Source organism: Halomonas sp. LES1 (assembly GCF_031846005.1).
Lineage (GTDB): Bacteria > Pseudomonadota > Gammaproteobacteria > Pseudomonadales > Halomonadaceae > Halomonas.
Genome location: NZ_JAVRGC010000007.1, coordinates 114,568 through 132,210 on the forward strand (window position 1 = coordinate 114,568; position 17,643 = coordinate 132,210).

A 17,643-nucleotide genomic window follows, 5' to 3' on the forward strand; every position below is an offset into this window, starting at 1 on the left:
CCAGTGGCTGGCCTTTACCCGTTGCGGGCACTATCATCCGTGGGTCAGCCAATCCTCCAACCAAGTGGAACTCCATGGCGCAATACGTCTACACCATGAACCGGGTGGGCAAGATCGTGCCCCCCAAGAAGCAGATCCTCAAGGATATCTCTCTCTCCTTCTTCCCGGGCGCGAAGATCGGCGTACTGGGCCTCAATGGCGCCGGCAAGTCGACCCTGCTGCGCATCATGGCAGGCGTCGACACCGAGTTCGAGGGTGAAGCCCGCCCCATGCCGGGTATCAACGTCGGCTACTTGCCCCAGGAGCCCCAGCTCGACGACGACAAGAACGTTCGCGAGACCGTGGAAGAGGCGCTGGGCGAGATCAAGGACGCCCAAGAGAAGCTGGACGCCGTCTACGCCGCCTATGCCGAGCCGGATGCCGACTTCGATGCCCTGGCCAGCGAACAGGCTCGCCTGGAAAACATCATCGAGGCCTCCGACGCCCATAACCTGGACCGCAAGCTGGAAGTGGCCGCCGAGGCCCTGCGCCTGCCGCCCTGGGATGCCCGCGTCGGCAACCTCTCGGGTGGCGAGCGCCGCCGCGTGGCGCTGTGCCGCCTGCTGCTCTCCAGCCCCGACATGCTGCTGCTCGATGAGCCCACCAACCACCTGGACGCCGAGTCCGTGGCCTGGCTCGAGCGCTTCCTGCATGACTACAGCGGCACCGTGGTCGCGATCACCCACGACCGCTACTTCCTCGACAACGTGGCCGGCTGGATCCTCGAGCTCGACCGCGGCCAGGGCATCCCCTTCGAGGGCAACTACTCGGGATGGCTCGAAGCCAAGGAGAAGCGCCTCGAGCAGGAGGCCAAGCAGGAGGCCTCCAAGAACAAGGCCATCAAGCATGAGCTCGAGTGGGTGCGCAGCAATGCCAAGGGCCGCCAGGCCAAGAGCAAGGCACGCCTCAATCGCTTCGAGGAGATGCAGTCCGGCGACTTCCAGAAGCGCAACGAGACCAACGAGATCTATATTCCGCCCGGCCCGCGGCTCGGCGACAAGGTCATCGAGTTCCACGGCGTCTCCAAGGCCTTCGACAACAAGCTGCTCTACGAGGACCTCTCCTTCAGCATACCCAAGGGAGCCATCGTCGGTATCGTCGGCGGCAACGGCGCGGGCAAGTCGACGCTGTTCAAGCTGATCACCGGCAAGGAGCAGCCCGACACCGGCGAGGTGGTGGTCGGCGAGACCGTCGATATCGCCTATGTCGAACAGCTGCGTGACGCCCTGGATGACAAGCAGACCGTGTGGGAAGCCGTCTCCGACGGCCAGGACATGCTCAATATCAATGGCTATGAGGTCTCCTCACGGGCCTATGTGGGTCGCTTCAACTTCAAGGGCAACGATCAGCAGAAGCGTCTCAACGAGCTCTCCGGCGGTGAGCGAGGCCGTCTGCAGCTGGCCCAGACCCTCAAGCAGGGGGCCAACGTGCTGCTGCTGGACGAGCCTTCCAACGACCTGGATATCGAGACCCTGCGCGCCCTCGAGGAGGCCCTGCTGGCCTTCCCCGGCTGCGCCCTGGTGATCTCTCACGACCGCTGGTTCCTCGACCGGATCGCCACCCATATCCTGGCATTCGAGGGCGACTCCCATGTGGAGTTCTTCGAGGGCAACTACACCGAGTATGAAGCGGACCACAAGAAGCGGGTCGGGGATAACACCCCGCATCGCATGAAGTACAAGCGCATCGACGCCTGACCGGCTTCGCCGGGACGGTAAGTTGTAAGTCAGCTTGATGTCCGACGAGTAAGAACCAACCCCGCACCCCTAGGGTCTGCGGGGTTTTCGTATGGCTGATGGCTTACTGCTCCCGAGAGGGATAGGGTTGCACCCGGCGCCGAGTCACGCGATAAGGGGACTCCGCTCATGAGGAGCCGCCCATGATCCGCTTGCTGTTCTGGCCCATCCATCTGTTCAAGGCCTTTCGGCAGAGCATTGCCTATCTGCCTTCTCTGCTGGCGCTGGCCTATGCGCTGCTCGCCTATGTGTCACTCTTCCTGCCGATCTCCGACGAGCAGCTGCCTTCCCTGCTGGTCAAGCTGATCGAGCCGCCGGAAGACACCCGCTCGCTGCTCGCCGCCCTGCTCGGCGGCATGATCTCCCTGATGGTGTTCAGCTTCTCGATGGTGATGTCGGTCCTCTCCCAGGCCGGCGGTCAGTTCTCCCACAAGCTGGTGTTCGGGCTGATCTCGGAGCGCTCCCATCAGCGAGTGCTGGGTCACTACCTGGGCACCATTCTCTTTGCCCTGGTGCTGCTGATGACCCCGGATGTCAACGAGGGCATCGTGACCTGGCGGACACTGGCGGTCTACCTGGCCTGCCTGATGGTCATTCACTGCCTCGCCTTGTTCGTCTACTTCATCCACAACGCCTCGCAGTCGATCCAGGTCGACGCCGTGGCGGCCGACCTGCACCGAACCACTCTCATCTCGATGCAGGCGCTGCAGACCTGTCAGAGCGGCGAGGAGTGGCGGGTTCTCGCTTCCTCCACTCCCCCCATCACGTCCGAGCCCCCCTATCACCCCGTACATGCCCGGCAGGCGGGCTATCTGCTGAATGCCGACCTCACTACCCTGGCAACCCTGGCGGAGCGGGCCGAGGGCACACTGCACCTGCATTTCCACTTCGGCGACTACGTGGTGGCGGGCATGCCGATCCTCTCGCTGGAAGCCCCGGAGGCGCCCGATTCGGGCTGGTGCGATGAGGTACGTGCCACGCTGACCTATATGGAGGGGGAGTCGATCAGCGAGCACTATGTGTTCGGCATGACACAGCTGATGGAGGTGGCCGTCAAGGCGCTGTCACCGGGGATCAACGACCCCGGCACCGCTCGACTGTGTCTGCATCGCCTCACCGACCTGCTGCGCCGACGCCTGGAGTGGCGGCCCTGTGACGCACTCTTCGACCAGGACGGCGCCTGCCGGGTGACATGGCAGGTAGAGGCGTTCGACAGCCTCGTGTTCCGACTCTTCCAGCCCATCCTGACCTACGCCAGGGAGGACCTGAGCATCGGCCTGGAGCTGCTGAGGTCATTGAAGACCCTCTCCCAGTTCGCCGATCGCCGGGATCTCAAGACACTGCAGGCCCATGCCGACCGGGTGGTGGAAACGCTCGCCCAGTCGGCGGACCATCCGCTGGACCGGCGCTTCGTCTCCGATCACTTGAATCGCGGCTCCCATCGCCTCTCGTTGCCGGATACCCTGCCCCGCCTCTCCTGACCGATTACATCAGTAGGGAGAGGGTTCCCCTTCCGGGCGTGTCTTGAAACGCCGGTGCAGCCACAGATACTGCTCGGGGTGCTGGCGGATCGCCGCCTCGATCACGGCGTTGACACGGGTGGCATCGGCCACCTCATCACCGCTGGGGAAATCCTCCAGCGGCGGCAGATACTCGAGGGTATAGGTGCGATTATCGGCGTTGCGGTGAAAGATCAGCGGTATCACCGGCGCCCCGGTCATGCGAGCGATGCGTGCCGTCATCTTCACCGTGGCCGCCTGGATGCCGAAGAAGGGGGCAAAGACGCTGACATCCCGGCCGAAGTCCTGGTCGGGCGAATACCAGACCGCGTGCCCCGCCTTGATGCGGCGCACCACGCCGCGCAGGTCGTGGCGATCGATCACCGCATCGAAGTAGGGGGCACGGGCACGCCCCATGAAGCGGGCGAAGAGCGGGTTGTCATGGGGCCGCTGCACGGCGTCGGCACGAAAATAGAGCGAATGCAGGGCGGCACCCAGGTCGAGGGTCGAGAAGTGCACCCCGAGGATCAACGCTCCCCTCCCCTCGGCCTCCAGCCGGGCACGATGCTCCTGACCCTTGAAAACGACCCGGTGACGCAGGTGTTCGGGGTCACGACACCAGCCCGTTGCGGTCTCCATGAGGCCGATGCCGTTGGCGATAAAGGTCTCCCTGACCAGGCGACGCTGCGCTTCATCGTCGAGCTCCGGGAAGCAGAGCCTGAGATTGGTCTCGGTGATATGCCGGCGCCGCCCGGCAAAGCGCCGAGCGGCCAGGCCGATCAGCTTGCCGATCCACAGCTTGAGACGCCAGGGCAGCCAGGCCGCCACATGCATGGCGGCAATGGCCAACCAGACCGGCCAGTAACGGGGGTGGGCGAAGTTGGGGCGGTCAGGAGCGTCCCTGGACATGTTCGGTTCCTGTCGGGCTTTCAAGACGCTCCATGATACCGCCTCGGCACCCTGGGCAGCACCCCGGTCAGCAGGGTGTAGCTGATGGTGTCGCAGTGGCGGGCCACCTCATCCACCGACAGCACCTCGCCGTTGGCGGCCCGCCCCCACAACACGACCTCGCTGCCGATATCGGCCTCGGGAATATCGGTGATATCCACGGTGAGCATGTCCATGGAGACCTTGCCGGCAATGGCGGTGCGCTTGCCCGCGACCAGCACCGGAGTGCCGTCCACGGCATGGCGGTCATAGCCGTCGCCGTACCCCGCCGCCACCACGCCGATGCGTGAGGGCCGGGGGGTAACCCAACGGCCGCCATAACCCACCGGTTCTCCGGCGGGAAGTTCACGCACGGCGATGATCGCCGAACGCAGGGTCATCACCGGCGCCAGCCGGGAGGTCAAGGCGTTGGGCTGCTCGAGGGGGTCGCTGCCATAGAGCATCACTCCCGGGCGATTCCAGGCACCATGGGCCTCGGGATGCGCCAGGGTCGCCGGCGAGTTGGCCAGACACAGCGGCGCCCCCAACCGTTCGGCCAGGGCCTCGAGCTGAGCCAGCTGACGCCTGAAGTAGCCAACGTCGATCAGGTCCGCGGTAGCGAAGTGGCTCATCAGGTGGAGGTCACAGGCCTGCTCCGGCGCCGCCGCCAGACGCTGCCATGCCGCTTGTGCGCGTTCGGGCGAGAAGCCCAGACGATGCATGCCGGAGTCCACCTTGAGCCACACCGGCACCGGCCGCGAGAGTCGCTGCCCCAGCAGGGCGTCGATCTGCCAGTCGCTGTGCACCGCTATCCACAGACCAAGTTCATCCACCTGGATCATTTCATCCACGCTGAAGATGCCCTCGAGCAGCACGATGGGTACGGTGATACCCGCCTCGCGCAGCCTCACCGCCTCCTCGATACAGGCCACCGCAAAGGCAGGAGCGATGCCCTCCAGGGCTCGTGCACAGGCAACCGCACCATGACCATAGGCATCGGCCTTGATCACGGCGACACTGCGGCTGCGCGGTGAACACTCACAGGCGAGACGATAGTTATGGCGCAGGGCGTCGAGGTCGATCTCGGCGATCAGCGGCCGGGCCATGGCAAACTCCTGAACGATGGATAGTGGGCGAACCAGGAATTATCGTCGGATGTGCAGCGGGAATCACGGAAAAAGCCACCATATGAATGGTGGCTTTTCACGACGACATGCTGAATTTGGCAGGTTAGCTAGAGGTTCTTGCTGATATGTGAATATCAGGCAAAGATGGCATCCAGGCTGAGCCCCTGCTTCTCGAGAAGCCGGCGCAGCTTCTTCAAGGCCTCGACCTGAATCTGACGCACCCGCTCGCGGGTCAGGCCGATCTCCTCGCCCACCTGCTCGAGGGTAGCCGCCTCATGCCCGCGCAGGCCGAAGCGACGCACCACCACCTCGCGCTGCTTTTCGCTGAGCACGGAGAGCCACTCGTCCACGAGCTGCTTGACGTCGCCGTCGAGCAGACTCGACTCGGGGCCGTCATCACTGTCATCGGCCAGCGTCTCGATCAACGGCTTGTCGCTGTCCCCTCCCACCGGGTAATCCACCGACGAGATGCGCTCGTTGAGCCCCATCATCTTCTTGACGGCCTCCACCGGCTTGTCGAGGTACTCGGCGATCTCCTCCGCAGTCGCCTCGTGATCGAGCTTCTGGGTCAGCTCGCGGGCCGCGCGCAGGTAGATGTTGAGCTCCTTGACCACGTGGATGGGCAGACGGATGGTGCGGGTCTGGTTCATCAGCGCCCGCTCGATGGTCTGACGGATCCACCAGGTGGCATAGGTGGAGAAGCGGAAGCCTCGCTCGGGGTCGAACTTCTCCACGGCGCGGATCAGCCCGAGATTGCCCTCCTCGATGAGGTCGAGCAGCGAGAGGCCGCGATTGAGGTAGCGCCTGGCGATCTTCACCACCAGCCGCAGGTTGGACTCGATCATGCGTGAGCGACCCATGGGGTCGCCCTTCTGGGCCAGGCGGCCGTAGTAGACCTCCTCCTCGGGGGTGAGCAGCGGCGAGAAGCCGATCTCGTTGAGATAGATCTGAGTGGCGTCGAGGCTCTGATGGCTGTAGCGATCTTCGCGAGTCAGGGCCTTCTCGAAGGCAGCCTCGTCATCCCTCTCTGGCTCGTCGATGGAATCGACGACCTCCTGCTCCTTCTCCTCTAACGTGTTCAGATCCACATCCTGAAGGTCCCGTTCAAGCATGCTCATCGATGGCTACCCCGTGCTAGCGTCCCGTCGCCGAGCCCTGGAGCATCGGCGAAACCGATTATTATTGTGTGACAACCCCGGTGAGGCTTCCCCACCGGGCGGCGGCATCAACGCGAGGGCAGGTAGTCCAGGGGGTCCTGAGGCTGTCCATCCTTGCGCACCTCGAAGTGAAGCCTGACATCCTCGGCATCACTGTCCCCCATGGTGGCAATCACCTCGCCGGCCTCGACCACATCATTCTCGCTTACCTTCAACGTCTCGTTATGGGCATAGGCACTGAGGAACTGGTCGTTGTGCTTGAGCAGGATCAGCTTGCCATAGCCCCTGACGCCGCTGCCCGCGTAGACCACGATCCCGGGCCCAGCCGCCTTGACAGGTTGCCCCTTTTGTCCGGCGATATCAATGCCGGCGGTGATCGTGCCGCCATCGCCGAACTGGCCGACCACATCACCGCCCACGGGCCACTGCCAGGGCACCTCGGCGACCGGGGTATAGGTACGTGAGCCGCGCTCCTGGGCCTGGGTGCCACCTGCAACGGCAGTACCGGCATCGGCGCCGCTGGCCTCTTCCCTGGCCGGTTCTTCCCGGTTTTCGGTGGCGGCGACTGCCTGGGGCGCGTTCTCTTCGCCGGCCGCAGGGGCAGCCTGCGACGCTTCACTCGCGGCATCCCGCTCGCTGCGTTCGGCCAGGTCTCGCTCGCTCAGGCTCCCGTCGGCCCCCGGGCTATCCGGCGAATAGACCGGCCCCGGTCCATCGTCATTCTCGCCGCTGGATGTCGATGCCTGGGCGCCCTCCGAGTCGCCGGGAGCGGCACTCGTCCGGTCGCGGCGTGACACCGTTTCGGTCTCGCCACTCGGCAGCAGCCACTCCATATCATCGGAGCCGGCGTCGGCCTGGGTACCGCCGAGGGGGGTGGCCACCGCCACGGCACTGCCACCATCGCTTCCAGGCTGGCGAGCCGCCGGCTGCTCCCCGGCTGCCTCGCCACCGAGGACCAGACGCTGCCCCGGCTGGATCGCGTAGGGAGGGCCGATGCGATTGAGGCGTGCCAGGTCCCGATAATCCATGTTGTGGCGCCAGGCGATGCCATAGAGGGTGTCGCCCCGCTCCACGGTGTAGTGGCTGGCCGCCGTTTCGGCGCGACTCGCCGAGAGATCTCGCACCGGCACCTGGCTCGGGGCGCCCTGCTGGTTGGCACAACCGACCAGCGCCAGGGCCAGCCCCGAAATCATCAATACATTACGCATCAGAGCCTTCCTCCTTGTTGGTTTCTCGAGAGTTGGTTTCTCGAGAGCTTGCCCCTTGAGAATTCGCCCCTTGAGGGTCTGCCCCTCGAGCGCTGGTTTCCTGAGAGCCTGCCGCAGACAGGCTATCGTTACGCACTGCCGCACTGCGTCGCCCCGAGTGATCGAGCAGCAGCACGACGAAGGCACCCGCCAGCATCAGCGCCACCACCGCCACCAGCTGAGGAGCATCGCCGGTGAGAAGGCCGTAATCGCCCGGTGTCAGGTAGCGATAATCCAGCGGAATCATCTGCCCCTCCGGGCCCAACTGGTAGCGTACCAGCTCCCGCCATGGCCAGAGTAGCGGCAATGAGCCGACGATAAAGCCCACCAGCAGCTGCAGGGTCGCGGTGTGATGGTGGTCGAGAAGCCAGGAGAGCAGCCGCGAAAAGGCGAACAACCCCACCGCACACCCCATGCCGAAGAGCCCGATCAGTCCCAGGTCGAAGCCACGGATGCCATCCATCACGGTGCCATAGAGGCCCATGGTCAGCAGCAGGAAACTGCCGGAAACACCGGGCAGAATCATGGCACTGATGGCGATGGCGCCTCCTGCCAGCAGCATCACCTCCTGGCTGCCCAGCTCGCTCATCAACGGCATCAGCGAGGGCAGTCCATTAGCCAGCAGCAGCCCCCCTATCAGCGGCAGGATATGCCACCATCGCCAGTCGGCCGGATGACGACTGACCACCAGCGCCGAGGCCAGTACCAGCCCGAAGAAGAAGCCGTTGAGCAGCAGCGGGTGATCCTCCAGCAACCACACCGCCAGGTGGGCGACGCTGACCAGGCTGACGGCGATCCCCAGCAACAGCGGCAACAGGAAGGGCAGATTGAGGTGGGCCACCAGGCCAGCCACTCCGCCGCGTCGCCAGGCCCCGAAGGCACTGGGGCCGAACTGCTTGATGGTATGGATCAACTCCTCGTAGATCCCGGTGATAAAGGCGATGGTGCCGCCGGACACGCCAGGAACCGCGTCGGCGGCGCCCATGCCGGCGCCCTTCAAGAGGGTGGCGAGATATCGCTTCAACGGCGGACTCCTTTCAACGAATGACGCCTTCGAGCAGCGGCACGAAGCGTACCGGCTCCAGCCGCCGCTTCTCGAACTGGTCGTCCTGGCGCTGGATACGGGTCAGCCACTGGCGCCCCCGAGCGTCGGACAGCGGGGTAATCAGCACGCCGCCCTCGGCGAGCTGGGAGAGCAGTGCGGCCGGTAGCTCGCTGGCGCAGGCGGTCAGCAGGATCACATCGAAGGGCGCGGCCTCTTCCCAGCCATGGCCACCGTCGGCCAGGCACAGGTGGGCATTCTTCGCCCCCAGCAGGCGCAGCCGCTCGGCGGCACGTCGCTGCAAGGCATTGATTCGCTCGATGGACCAGAGTTCCGGTACCAGTCGCGAAAGTATCAGCGTCTGATAGCCGGATCCGGTGCCGACCTCCAGCACGCGTTGCGGCGATGCCTGCAGCACCAGCTCGGTCATCCGCGCCACCATCCACGGCTGGGAGAGGGTCTGGCCGTAGCCGATCGGCAAGGAGGTATCCTCGTAGGCGCGATGGGAGAGCGCCTCATCGAGAAACAGGTGACGTGGCTCACGCCCCAGGGTCTCCAGTACCCGGGGGTCACGGATGCCCTGGGCGGCCAGGCGCTCCAGCATGCGGTCGCGGGTACGCTGGGAAGTCATACCCACACCACGCACCAGCTCGGCCAGGCGATCAGGTGAGTGCATCCAGCCAGCCTTCTACATCCGCAATGGCCGCATGCCGAGTCAGGTCGGTCTGCAACGGGGTGATGGAGACGAAACCCGCCTCCACGGCGGCGAAGTCGGTATCGGGGCCATCGTCGGCGTTCTTGCTCAGCGGCGCGATCCACCAGCGCACCTTGCCACGCGGGTCACGCACCTCCTGGGGAGACCCCGCGGGGCCACGATAGCCCAGGCGGGTAACCCGAAAGCCGCGGATCTCGTCCCAAGGCAGGTCGGGCACGTTGACATTGAGCAGGCTGCGCGGCGGCAGCGAGAGCTGCTCGGCGGCCCCCACCAGGCTCGCCGCCACCCGGCCGGCGGTGTCGAAGTGGCGATGCCCCACCAGCGACATCGCGATGGCCGCCATGCCCAGGTTGCGCCCCTCCATGGCGGCGGCCACGGTGCCTGAGTAGAGCACGTCATCCCCCAGGTTGCCGCCATGGTTGATGCCCGAGATCACCAGATCGGGTTTCTCGTTCCAGACACCATTGACGCCCAGGTAGACACAGTCCGCCGGCGTGCCGTCGACGCTGTAGAAGCCGTTTTCCATGGCCGTCAGTGACAACGGCCGGGACAGGGTCAGCGAGTTGCTGGCCCCGCTCTTGTCGCGGTCCGGCGCCACCACCCGCAGCCTGGCATGGGAGACCAGGGCATCGTGCAGGGCGCGCAGCCCGGGGGCGTGAACACCGTCGTCGTTGGAGAGCAGCAGTCGACGCATCTCGAATCCTTGCATGGGCGCCTCCGTCACAGGGTCGGGTGCGCGATCAGTTCTCTGAGTACCGCGGTGGCGAAGGCACCACGGGGCAGTGTAAAGGTCAGCCACAGCTCGCCGTCACCACGCTCCAGGCGTGTCTCGGCCAGCCGCAGGCGCAGCGGGCGGCGCCCCAGGCGTACGCCGGCCGCCTCGAGTCCCGCGCATAGCCCCGCAAAGCGCTGCGCCAGCTGGTCCTCACGGCGCCGAGCCTCGCCACTCGCCAGCGAGCCACCGGTGCCCCACAGCACACCGCTCGGATGCAGATCGAGGCGTGCCGCCCGGGCCTCGAGCTCGGCGTCCGGCGACTCGACGGCGAACTGGCTGGCACTGCCATCGAGGTTGGCCACCTCCCCCGGCAACAGACGATCCCAGCTGCCCTCGCGGATGCGCTCGGCGAGCAGCTCATTGAACAGGAAGCTGCGTGCCGACGAGAGCAGCATGCCATCGCGATCGTCGCGCTTTCGCCAGCCGCTGGCCAGCAGTGAACGCGCACGCAGCAGATTGCGACCATCCGGGCCGAAGCGCTGGGGACCGAAATAGTTGGGCACCCCACGCTCGAGCAGGCGCTCCCAGCGATGAACGAGGCCCTCGTCGGCCACCGCCGGGCCAGTCAGGCGCAGCCGGAAACGGTTGGTGCGATGCACCCCTCGCTTGAGCTTGCGCGGGTGACGCGCCATCTCGAGCACCCGTATGCCACGCTCGGCCAGGGCCTCGCGCAGTCCCGCCGGCGCCTCGCGCCCCAGCAGCTGCACCGACAACCACTGGCGGGTCACCGCCACCCGGTCCTTCATCCCCGAGTAGCCCACCGCCCGCGGCGAGGCCTCGCATAGCCTGGCGAGCTCCTTTACCACCATGGCGGTGGTCAGGTCACGCTTCTCGATATAGAGCCAGAGATGCTCGCCCTCCCCCTCGGGGTCGAAGTCGAGCGTCTCCTCGACCAGGAAGTCCTCGGGGCGTGTTCGATAGTCCCCCTCCGGGGGCGGCCCGAACTCGGCATCGAGCACCCGCGGCCAGGTCGGGGGCCAGTCGAGGGCGTCGAGGGGATGGCGTGTCGACGACTCACTCACCGGCGCCCTCGCTCGTCGTGGTCTCATTGTGAACGTCCGGCGAGACCGGCAGGAGCAGCACCACCGCCTCGGCGGCGATGCCCTCGCCGCGGCCGGTAAAGCCCAGACGCTCGGTGGTGGTGGCCTTGACGTTGACGGCCCCGCGTTCGACGCCCAGATCGGCGGCGACATTGGCCGCCATGGCCTCGACGTGAGGGGCCATCTTCGGCGCCTGGGCCATCAGCGTGGCATCGAGGTTACCGACCCGATAGCCAGCCTGGTGCACCAGGACCACCACGCGACGCAACAGGTCGCGACTGTCGGCGCCCTTCCAGGCCGGGTCGGTATCGGGAAAGTGGCGGCCGATATCGCCCAGGGCGCAGGCGCCCAACAGGGCATCGCTGATGGCATGCAGCAGCACATCGCCATCGGAGTGCGCGACGAAGCCGCGCTCGAAGGGGACGGCGACGCCGCCGATCATCAGGTGGTCGCCCTCGCCGAAGCGGTGGACATCGAAACCATGGCCGATTCGCATCATCTCTCCGCAACGCCCGCCGGCGTCGTCTCGCTGTACGCCGAGGCCTGGGCGGCCAGGATCATGCCGGCCAGGGCCAGGTCCTCGGGGTGGGTGATCTTGAGGTTGTCGCGACGCCCGGGCACCAGCCGAGGCGCATGCCCCAGGGCTTCCACCGCGGAGGCCTCGTCGGTGACCGTGACGCCGGACGCCGCGACCTGGCGAAGCGCCTGATTCAGCAGGCCGTAGCGAAAGCCCTGAGGGGTCAGGGCGTGCCAGAGGCCCTCACGAGGCTCGGTACGGGCGACCCGGCCGGCGCCATCGTCACGCTTCATGGTATCGGCCACCGGCGCGGCCAGCAGCCCGCCCACCGCATCATCGGCAAGCTCCCGCATCAGCCGCCGCAGGTCCTCGACGGCGACACAGGGGCGCGCCACATCGTGGACCAGCACCAGGTCATCATCCCGCGCCTCACCGGCGATGGCCCCCAGGGCGTTGGCCACGCTGTCCGCACGTTCGGCGCCTCCCGCCACGCGCCGCCAGTCGGCGAAGGGTACCCAGTCGGGGTCGAACCAGGCGTCGTCGGGGTCCAGGCAGAGGCAGAGTCGTGCCCCCGGGAAGGCGGCATGCAGCCGGGTCAGGGTATGGGCCATCACCGGGCGGGCATCGAGGGTCAGGTACTGCTTGGGACGGTCGGCCCCCATGCGCCGCCCCTGCCCCGCCGCCGGCACCACCAGCCAGGGTGTCGCACTCATCGGCTCGCCTCCAGGCGGGTGGCGGGCAGCGGATTGACCACCGGCTCCACCTCCACCGCCACATCGGGCACCCAGAAGAACTGCTCGTCGGTGCGCACCATGCCGATATCGCTGCGTGCCCGCTCCTCGATGGCATCGAGGCCGGTCTTGAGGTCGAGCACCTCGGCAGCCAGGCGCGCATTGCGGTCGCGCAGCGGCTGGTTGGCCGCCTCCAGCGACGCCACCCGCTGGCGAACCTCACGCAGCTCCATGACGCCTCCCTGGCCGAGCCACAGTCGATACTGCAGCAACGCCAGCAGGATCGTCAGCGTCAGCGCCAACCCCTTGAGCATGATGCCTTCCCGTCACCTCGATACGATGCCGCGCATTATGCCATTTTCATTGCTCGCCGGCAGAGTCAATCTTCGCCTCATCGCGAAACGGCAGTGCCGACTCGGCGGCGCGCCGATAGGCCAGCACATGCTCGCGCTCCTCTCCACAGAAACGCGTGACGGCGTCACGCAAGCGAGGATCGGCGATATGGTGAAGCGAGGTCAGCAGCCGCGGCTCGAACCCCCGGGTGAGCTTGTGCTCGCCCTGGGTGCCGGGGTCGAAGCGCGTCAGGCCACGCGCCAGGCAGTGCTCGATTCCCTGGTAGTAGCAGGCCTCGAAGTGCAGGCAGTCGGCGCTCACTTCGCTGCCCCAGTAACGCCCAAAGAGGGTGCGTGCACCCTGCAGGTAGAGCGCCGCCGCCACGGGACGATCGTCGCGACGCGCCTGCACCAGCAGCAGGCTCTCCGGCATGGTGGCACGCAGGCGCCGAAAGAAGTCGAGGTTGAGGTAGCCATGGCGACCACGCTCCCGATAGGTGATCTCATAGCAGCGATAGAAGTGCTCGAGGGCCGCGGCGTCGATCGCCTCGCCCTCCAGACGATGCAGGCTCAGCGCCTGGTCGGCGACGATTCGCCGTTCACGGCGAATCGCCTTGCGCCGCTTGGAGGTGAGGGTGGCCAGGAAGCCCTCGAAGTCGCCATAGCCACGATCCTGCCACTGGAACTGTACACCGTGCCGCGCCAGCAGCCCCGGCCGAGCCTTCTGCCACTCGGCCACCTCCGCCTCCTCGGCGAACAGCAGGTGCCAGCCGGATAGCTCGCCCTCCTCCCAGGCACTGGCCAGGGTCTCACGTGCCTCGCGTGGATCAACCTCCGGCGCCAGGGCCAGACGCGGACCGGGAGCCGGGGTATAGGGAATCGCCGTCAGCGCCTTGGGGTAGTAGCGCCCACCGGCGCGCTCCCAGGCATCGGCCCAGGCCCAGTCGAAGACGTATTCACCGAAGGAGTGATGCTTGTGATAGAGCGGCATGAGGCCGACCAGCGCTTCGCCCTGCCACAGGGTCTGGTGGCGCGGCACCCATCCGGTGGCCGGGCATACCGAGCCGCTGGCTTCCAGGGCATGCAGGAACTCATGGCGCAGAAAGGGGTGATCATCACCGACCAGGGCGTTCCAGGCGCTGGCGGACACCGCCTCCATGGAGGGCAGGGGTTGGCGCCTCAGCATTGTCATGCGATCACTCCTTTCACGGTTCGTTGCGTCTTCCTCCCTGGCCCTGGCGGCGCGATGGCGCCACCATTGTGCACAGCCTCCCATCAACCTTCCATCACCCCGAACAGGATTCCAGCATGAGCGATCTCAGTGATCTCCAGGCCCTCCTCGACAGACAGCGGCGTGCCTTCGAGGAAGCGCCCTTCCCGAGCCTCGCCACCCGTCGCGACCGGCTGACACGCCTGGCCACCCTGACCCGCCGCCATCGCGACGAGATCGTCACTGCGATCAGCACTGACTTCGGCCACCGCGCCGCCATGGAGACCCGCCTGAGCGAAGTGGCCACCGTTCTCCAGTCGGCCAGCTTCTCTCGACGCCGACTGCGCCACTGGATGCGCCCCGAGCGCCAGCCGGTGGGCTGGAGGCTATTGCCGGCCCGAGCGAAGGTTCACTATCAGCCACTGGGCGTGGTCGGCATCATCGCCCCGTCCAACTACCCCTGGAACCTTGCCTGGCTACCCGCCATCGATGCCCTGGCCGCCGGCAACCGGGTAATGATCAAGCCCAGCGAGCACTGCCCTGCCACCTCGGCACTGATGGCACGCCTGGCGGCTCGTTATTTCGCCCCCGAGGAGCTCTGCGTGGTGGAGGGCGATGCCGACCTGGCCAGGGCCTTCGCCACCCTCCCCTTCGATCACCTGCTGTTTACCGGCGGTGCCACCATCGGTCGAGAGGTGGCGCGTGCCGCGGCGACCAACCTGACGCCGGTCACCCTGGAGCTGGGCGGCAAGACACCGGCGCTGGTGGCCGCCGACGCCGACCTGGAGAAGGCCGCCGAGCGCATCGCCTTCGGCAAGTGGCTGAACGCCGGCCGCACCTGCATCGCCCCCGATCACGTGCTGGTGGAGGCCTCGCGACTCGAGGCATTTCTCAAGGCGATGCAGCGCCAGGTGGCACGCTTCTACCCTCGAGGCACCGCCAGCCATGACTACAGCGCGGTGCCAGGCGCGGCACACCGTCAGCGTCTCGAGGCGATGCTCGACGAGGCCCGCGACCATGGCTGCCGGGTGATCGACCTGGGGGAAAGGCTCGAGCTGGCCGACGGCGGGGTCAAGTTGCCCCCCACGTTGATCGTCGACCCGAGTAACGACCTCACCCTTATGCGAGAGGAGATCTTCGGCCCCTGGCTTCCGGTGCTCGGGGTGCGCGACATGGATGCCGCCATCGCGTGCATCAAGAGTCAGCCGCGCCCGCTGGCGCTCTACGCCTTTACCGAGGACCCCACCCTGCGCCGACGCCTGCTCGAAGAGACTCATTCCGGCGGCGTGGTGTTCAATGACACCCTGTGGCACAACGCCGTGCCGGCACTGCCCTTCGGCGGCGTCGGCGAGAGCGGCAGCGGCGCCTATCACGGCGAGGCGGGCTTCCAGCGCTTCAGCCATGCGCGCGCCGTCTTCATCCAGTCATCCCGCAGCCCGGTGGGCTGGCTCAATCCCCCCTACCGGCGCTGGCTGTTGCGGCTACTGGGGCTTTGATGCCCCGGCAGCCAGCGGCTGCCACGATATCCAACGACACACTCAACGACACCCACAGGCGCAAGGTAACAAAACTACATTTATCGCGAAATATTCGCTAGCATGATCCCGAATACCGAACATTGATTTGGTAAACTTACCAAACAGTCACTGCCGAGGTGCACCATGGCCAGCCCCAACCCGACCCTCAATGCCACCGTCGCCGCCGTCACCGACCGCATTCGCCAGCGCTCCTCCGAGCGACGCGCCCTCTACGAGGCACGCATGGCCGACCAACATCGGCGTGGCGTGCACCGCGGCGAGCTCTCCTGCGGCAACCTGGCTCACGGCTTTGCCGCCTGCGGGGTCGAAGACAAGAACGCCCTGAAACTGATGAACAGTGCCAACCTGGGCATCATCTCGGCCTACAACGACATGCTCTCGGCCCACCAGCCGCTGGAGACCTTCCCCGAGACCATCAAGGCCGCGGCACGCGCCATGGGCTCCACCGCCCAGTTCGCCGGCGGCGTGCCCGCCATGTGTGACGGCGTCACCCAGGGCCAGCCAGGCATGGAGCTGTCGCTGTTCTCCCGGGACGTGATCGCCATGGCCACCGCCGTGGGGCTTTCCCACAACATGTTCGACGCCGCGCTCTACCTCGGCGTATGCGACAAGATCGTGCCGGGGCTGTTTATCGCCGCGGCACGCTTCGGCCACCTGCCGGCCATGTTCGTCCCCGCGGGTCCCATGCCCAGCGGCCTGCCCAACAAGGAGAAGGCACGCATTCGCCAGCTGTTCGCCGAGGGCAAGGCGAGCCGCGAGGAGCTGCTGGAGGCCGAGTCCGCGTCCTACCACAGCCCCGGCACCTGCACCTTCTACGGCACCGCCAACTCCAACCAGCTGATGATGGAGATGATGGGGCTGCACCTGCCCGGCACCTCCTTCGTCAATCCCGGCACCGAGATGCGTGAGGCGCTGACTCGCTTCGCCACCGAGCAGGCGATCCGCAACACCGAACCCGGCGGCGACTACCGTCCCTTCTACAGGCAGATCGACGAGCGCGCCATCGTCAACGCCATCGTCGGTCTGCTCGCCTCCGGCGGCTCCACCAATCACACCCTGCACCTCGTGGCCATGGCCGCCGCCGCCGGCCTGACGCTCACCTGGGAGGACTTTACCGACCTCTCCGCGGTGACCCCGAGCCTGATGCAGGTCTACCCCAACGGCCAGGCCGACATCAATCACTTCCAGGCCGCCGGCGGCATGAGCTTCCTGTTCCGCGAACTGCTCGCTGCCGGCCTGATCCACGGGGATATCCCCACGGCGTTCGGTACCGATCTCACCGCCTACACCCAGGAGCCCTTCCTCGAGGAGGGCAAGCTGGTCTGGCGCGAGGGGCCGGCAGAGAGCCTCGATCGCGACGTGCTGCGCGGCGTGGCAGACCCCTTCGCCGCCACCGGTGGACTCACCGTGGTCGACGGCAACCTGGGGCGCGGCGTGATCAAGGTCTCGGCGGTCGCCGAGGAGCACCGTGTGGTGGAGGCGCCGGTGAAGATCTTCGAGGACCAGAACGAGCTCAAGGCCGCCTTCGAGGCCGGCGAGCTCGACCGTGACGTCATCGCCGTGGTGCGCTTCCAGGGCCCCAAGGCCAATGGCATGCCCGAGCTGCACAAGCTGACGCCCTATCTTGGCGTGCTTCAGGACCGTGGCCACAAGGTGGCGCTGGTCACCGACGGACGCATGTCCGGCGCCTCCGGCAAGGTGCCCGCGGCCATCCATATCAGCCCCGAGGCGCTGGACGGCGGTCCCCTGTCGAAGCTGCGCGACGGCGATGTCGTGCGCCTCGATGCCAATGCCGGCACTCTCGAGACCAGGGTCGAGGCCCATGCCTGGGCCGATCGCGAGCAGCGCGTCGCCGCGCTGGACCACTATCATGTGGGGCTGGGCCGCGAGCTGTTCAGCGGCTTTCGTCACCTCGCCATGCGCGGCGAGGAGGGAGCCGGGGTCTTCGGGGGCTTCGAGGCCGACGACCTGGCCCGTCAGGCCGGACAGATCCACGATGAGGATGCCTGAG

General features: G+C 66.5%; 16 protein-coding genes. 4 read left to right on the top strand and 12 right to left on the bottom strand.

Annotation, left to right across the window (positions count from 1 at the left end; translation table 11 throughout):
- Positions 1-74 precede the first annotated feature (74 nt).
- Positions 75-1,736, top strand: a complete 1,662-nt coding sequence (gene ettA / locus RM463_RS14440; RefSeq protein ID WP_311430390.1) for an energy-dependent translational throttle protein EttA — start codon at positions 75-77, stop codon at positions 1,734-1,736.
- A 182-nt stretch (positions 1,737-1,918) separates the two neighbouring features.
- Positions 1,919-3,256 (top strand): DUF2254 domain-containing protein, encoded by a 1,338-nt coding sequence (locus RM463_RS14445; RefSeq protein ID WP_195688068.1) that lies wholly within the window; start codon positions 1,919-1,921, stop codon positions 3,254-3,256.
- A gap of 9 nt (positions 3,257-3,265) precedes the next feature.
- Here the strand turns inward: RM463_RS14445 and lpxL are convergent, their stop codons facing one another.
- From lpxL to RM463_RS14505, 12 genes are all read right to left on the bottom strand, one after another.
- Complete coding sequence (gene lpxL, locus RM463_RS14450) at positions 3,266-4,183, bottom strand: LpxL/LpxP family Kdo(2)-lipid IV(A) lauroyl/palmitoleoyl acyltransferase (RefSeq protein ID WP_195688069.1); 918 nt, start codon at positions 4,181-4,183, stop codon at positions 3,266-3,268.
- A gap of 20 nt (positions 4,184-4,203) precedes the next feature.
- Complete coding sequence (alr, locus tag RM463_RS14455) at positions 4,204-5,307, bottom strand: alanine racemase (protein ID WP_311430391.1); 1,104 nt, start codon at positions 5,305-5,307, stop codon at positions 4,204-4,206.
- A 155-nt stretch (positions 5,308-5,462) separates the two neighbouring features.
- A complete protein-coding gene (rpoS, locus tag RM463_RS14460; protein ID WP_409228807.1) occupies positions 5,463-6,440 on the bottom strand; it encodes an RNA polymerase sigma factor RpoS in 978 nt (325 codons plus the stop codon).
- A 113-nt stretch (positions 6,441-6,553) separates the two neighbouring features.
- The gene (locus tag RM463_RS14465) at positions 6,554-7,693 is read right to left on the bottom strand and encodes a peptidoglycan DD-metalloendopeptidase family protein (RefSeq protein ID WP_311430393.1); all 1,140 of its coding nucleotides are present in this window, start codon (positions 7,691-7,693) and stop codon (positions 6,554-6,556) included.
- The gene (locus RM463_RS14470) at positions 7,686-8,756 is read right to left on the bottom strand and encodes a DUF368 domain-containing protein (protein WP_409228766.1); all 1,071 of its coding nucleotides are present in this window, start codon (positions 8,754-8,756) and stop codon (positions 7,686-7,688) included. Before RM463_RS14470 ends, RM463_RS14465 begins: the two co-directional genes overlap by 8 nt.
- A gap of 13 nt (positions 8,757-8,769) precedes the next feature.
- Positions 8,770-9,450, bottom strand: coding sequence for a protein-L-isoaspartate(D-aspartate) O-methyltransferase (locus RM463_RS14475; RefSeq protein ID WP_311430394.1), 681 nt, complete (start codon positions 9,448-9,450; stop codon positions 8,770-8,772).
- Positions 9,437-10,183 carry a 5'/3'-nucleotidase SurE gene (gene surE / locus RM463_RS14480; protein WP_311430432.1) on the bottom strand — a complete coding sequence of 249 codons (747 nt, stop codon included), beginning with the start codon at positions 10,181-10,183 and terminating at the stop codon, positions 9,437-9,439. Before surE ends, RM463_RS14475 begins: the two co-directional genes overlap by 14 nt.
- Before the next feature lie 26 nt (positions 10,184-10,209).
- Positions 10,210-11,286: a tRNA pseudouridine(13) synthase TruD gene (gene truD, locus RM463_RS14485; RefSeq protein ID WP_311430395.1), complete on the bottom strand. Its 1,077-nt coding sequence runs from the start codon at positions 11,284-11,286 to the stop codon at positions 10,210-10,212.
- Entirely contained in the window at positions 11,279-11,800 is a 522-nt protein-coding gene (ispF, locus tag RM463_RS14490) for a 2-C-methyl-D-erythritol 2,4-cyclodiphosphate synthase (RefSeq protein WP_311430396.1), read from the bottom strand. The genes truD and ispF overlap by 8 nt, the downstream gene beginning before the upstream one ends.
- Positions 11,800-12,534: a 2-C-methyl-D-erythritol 4-phosphate cytidylyltransferase gene (ispD, locus tag RM463_RS14495; protein WP_311430397.1), complete on the bottom strand. Its 735-nt coding sequence runs from the start codon at positions 12,532-12,534 to the stop codon at positions 11,800-11,802. The genes ispF and ispD overlap by 1 nt, the downstream gene beginning before the upstream one ends.
- Positions 12,531-12,866: a cell division protein FtsB gene (gene ftsB / locus RM463_RS14500; RefSeq protein ID WP_132043042.1), complete on the bottom strand. Its 336-nt coding sequence runs from the start codon at positions 12,864-12,866 to the stop codon at positions 12,531-12,533. Before ftsB ends, ispD begins: the two co-directional genes overlap by 4 nt.
- Before the next feature lie 46 nt (positions 12,867-12,912).
- Positions 12,913-14,076 (bottom strand): GNAT family N-acetyltransferase, encoded by a 1,164-nt coding sequence (locus RM463_RS14505; RefSeq protein ID WP_311430398.1) that lies wholly within the window; start codon positions 14,074-14,076, stop codon positions 12,913-12,915.
- A 116-nt stretch (positions 14,077-14,192) separates the two neighbouring features.
- Between RM463_RS14505 and RM463_RS14510 the strand changes: the two genes are divergently transcribed.
- Both RM463_RS14510 and edd read left to right on the top strand, forming a co-directional pair.
- Positions 14,193-15,590, top strand: coding sequence for a coniferyl aldehyde dehydrogenase (locus RM463_RS14510; RefSeq protein ID WP_311430399.1), 1,398 nt, complete (start codon positions 14,193-14,195; stop codon positions 15,588-15,590).
- Positions 15,591-15,755: 165 nt separating this feature from the next.
- Positions 15,756-17,642, top strand: a complete 1,887-nt coding sequence (gene edd / locus RM463_RS14515; protein WP_311430400.1) for a phosphogluconate dehydratase — start codon at positions 15,756-15,758, stop codon at positions 17,640-17,642.
- Position 17,643: the final 1 nt, after the last annotated feature.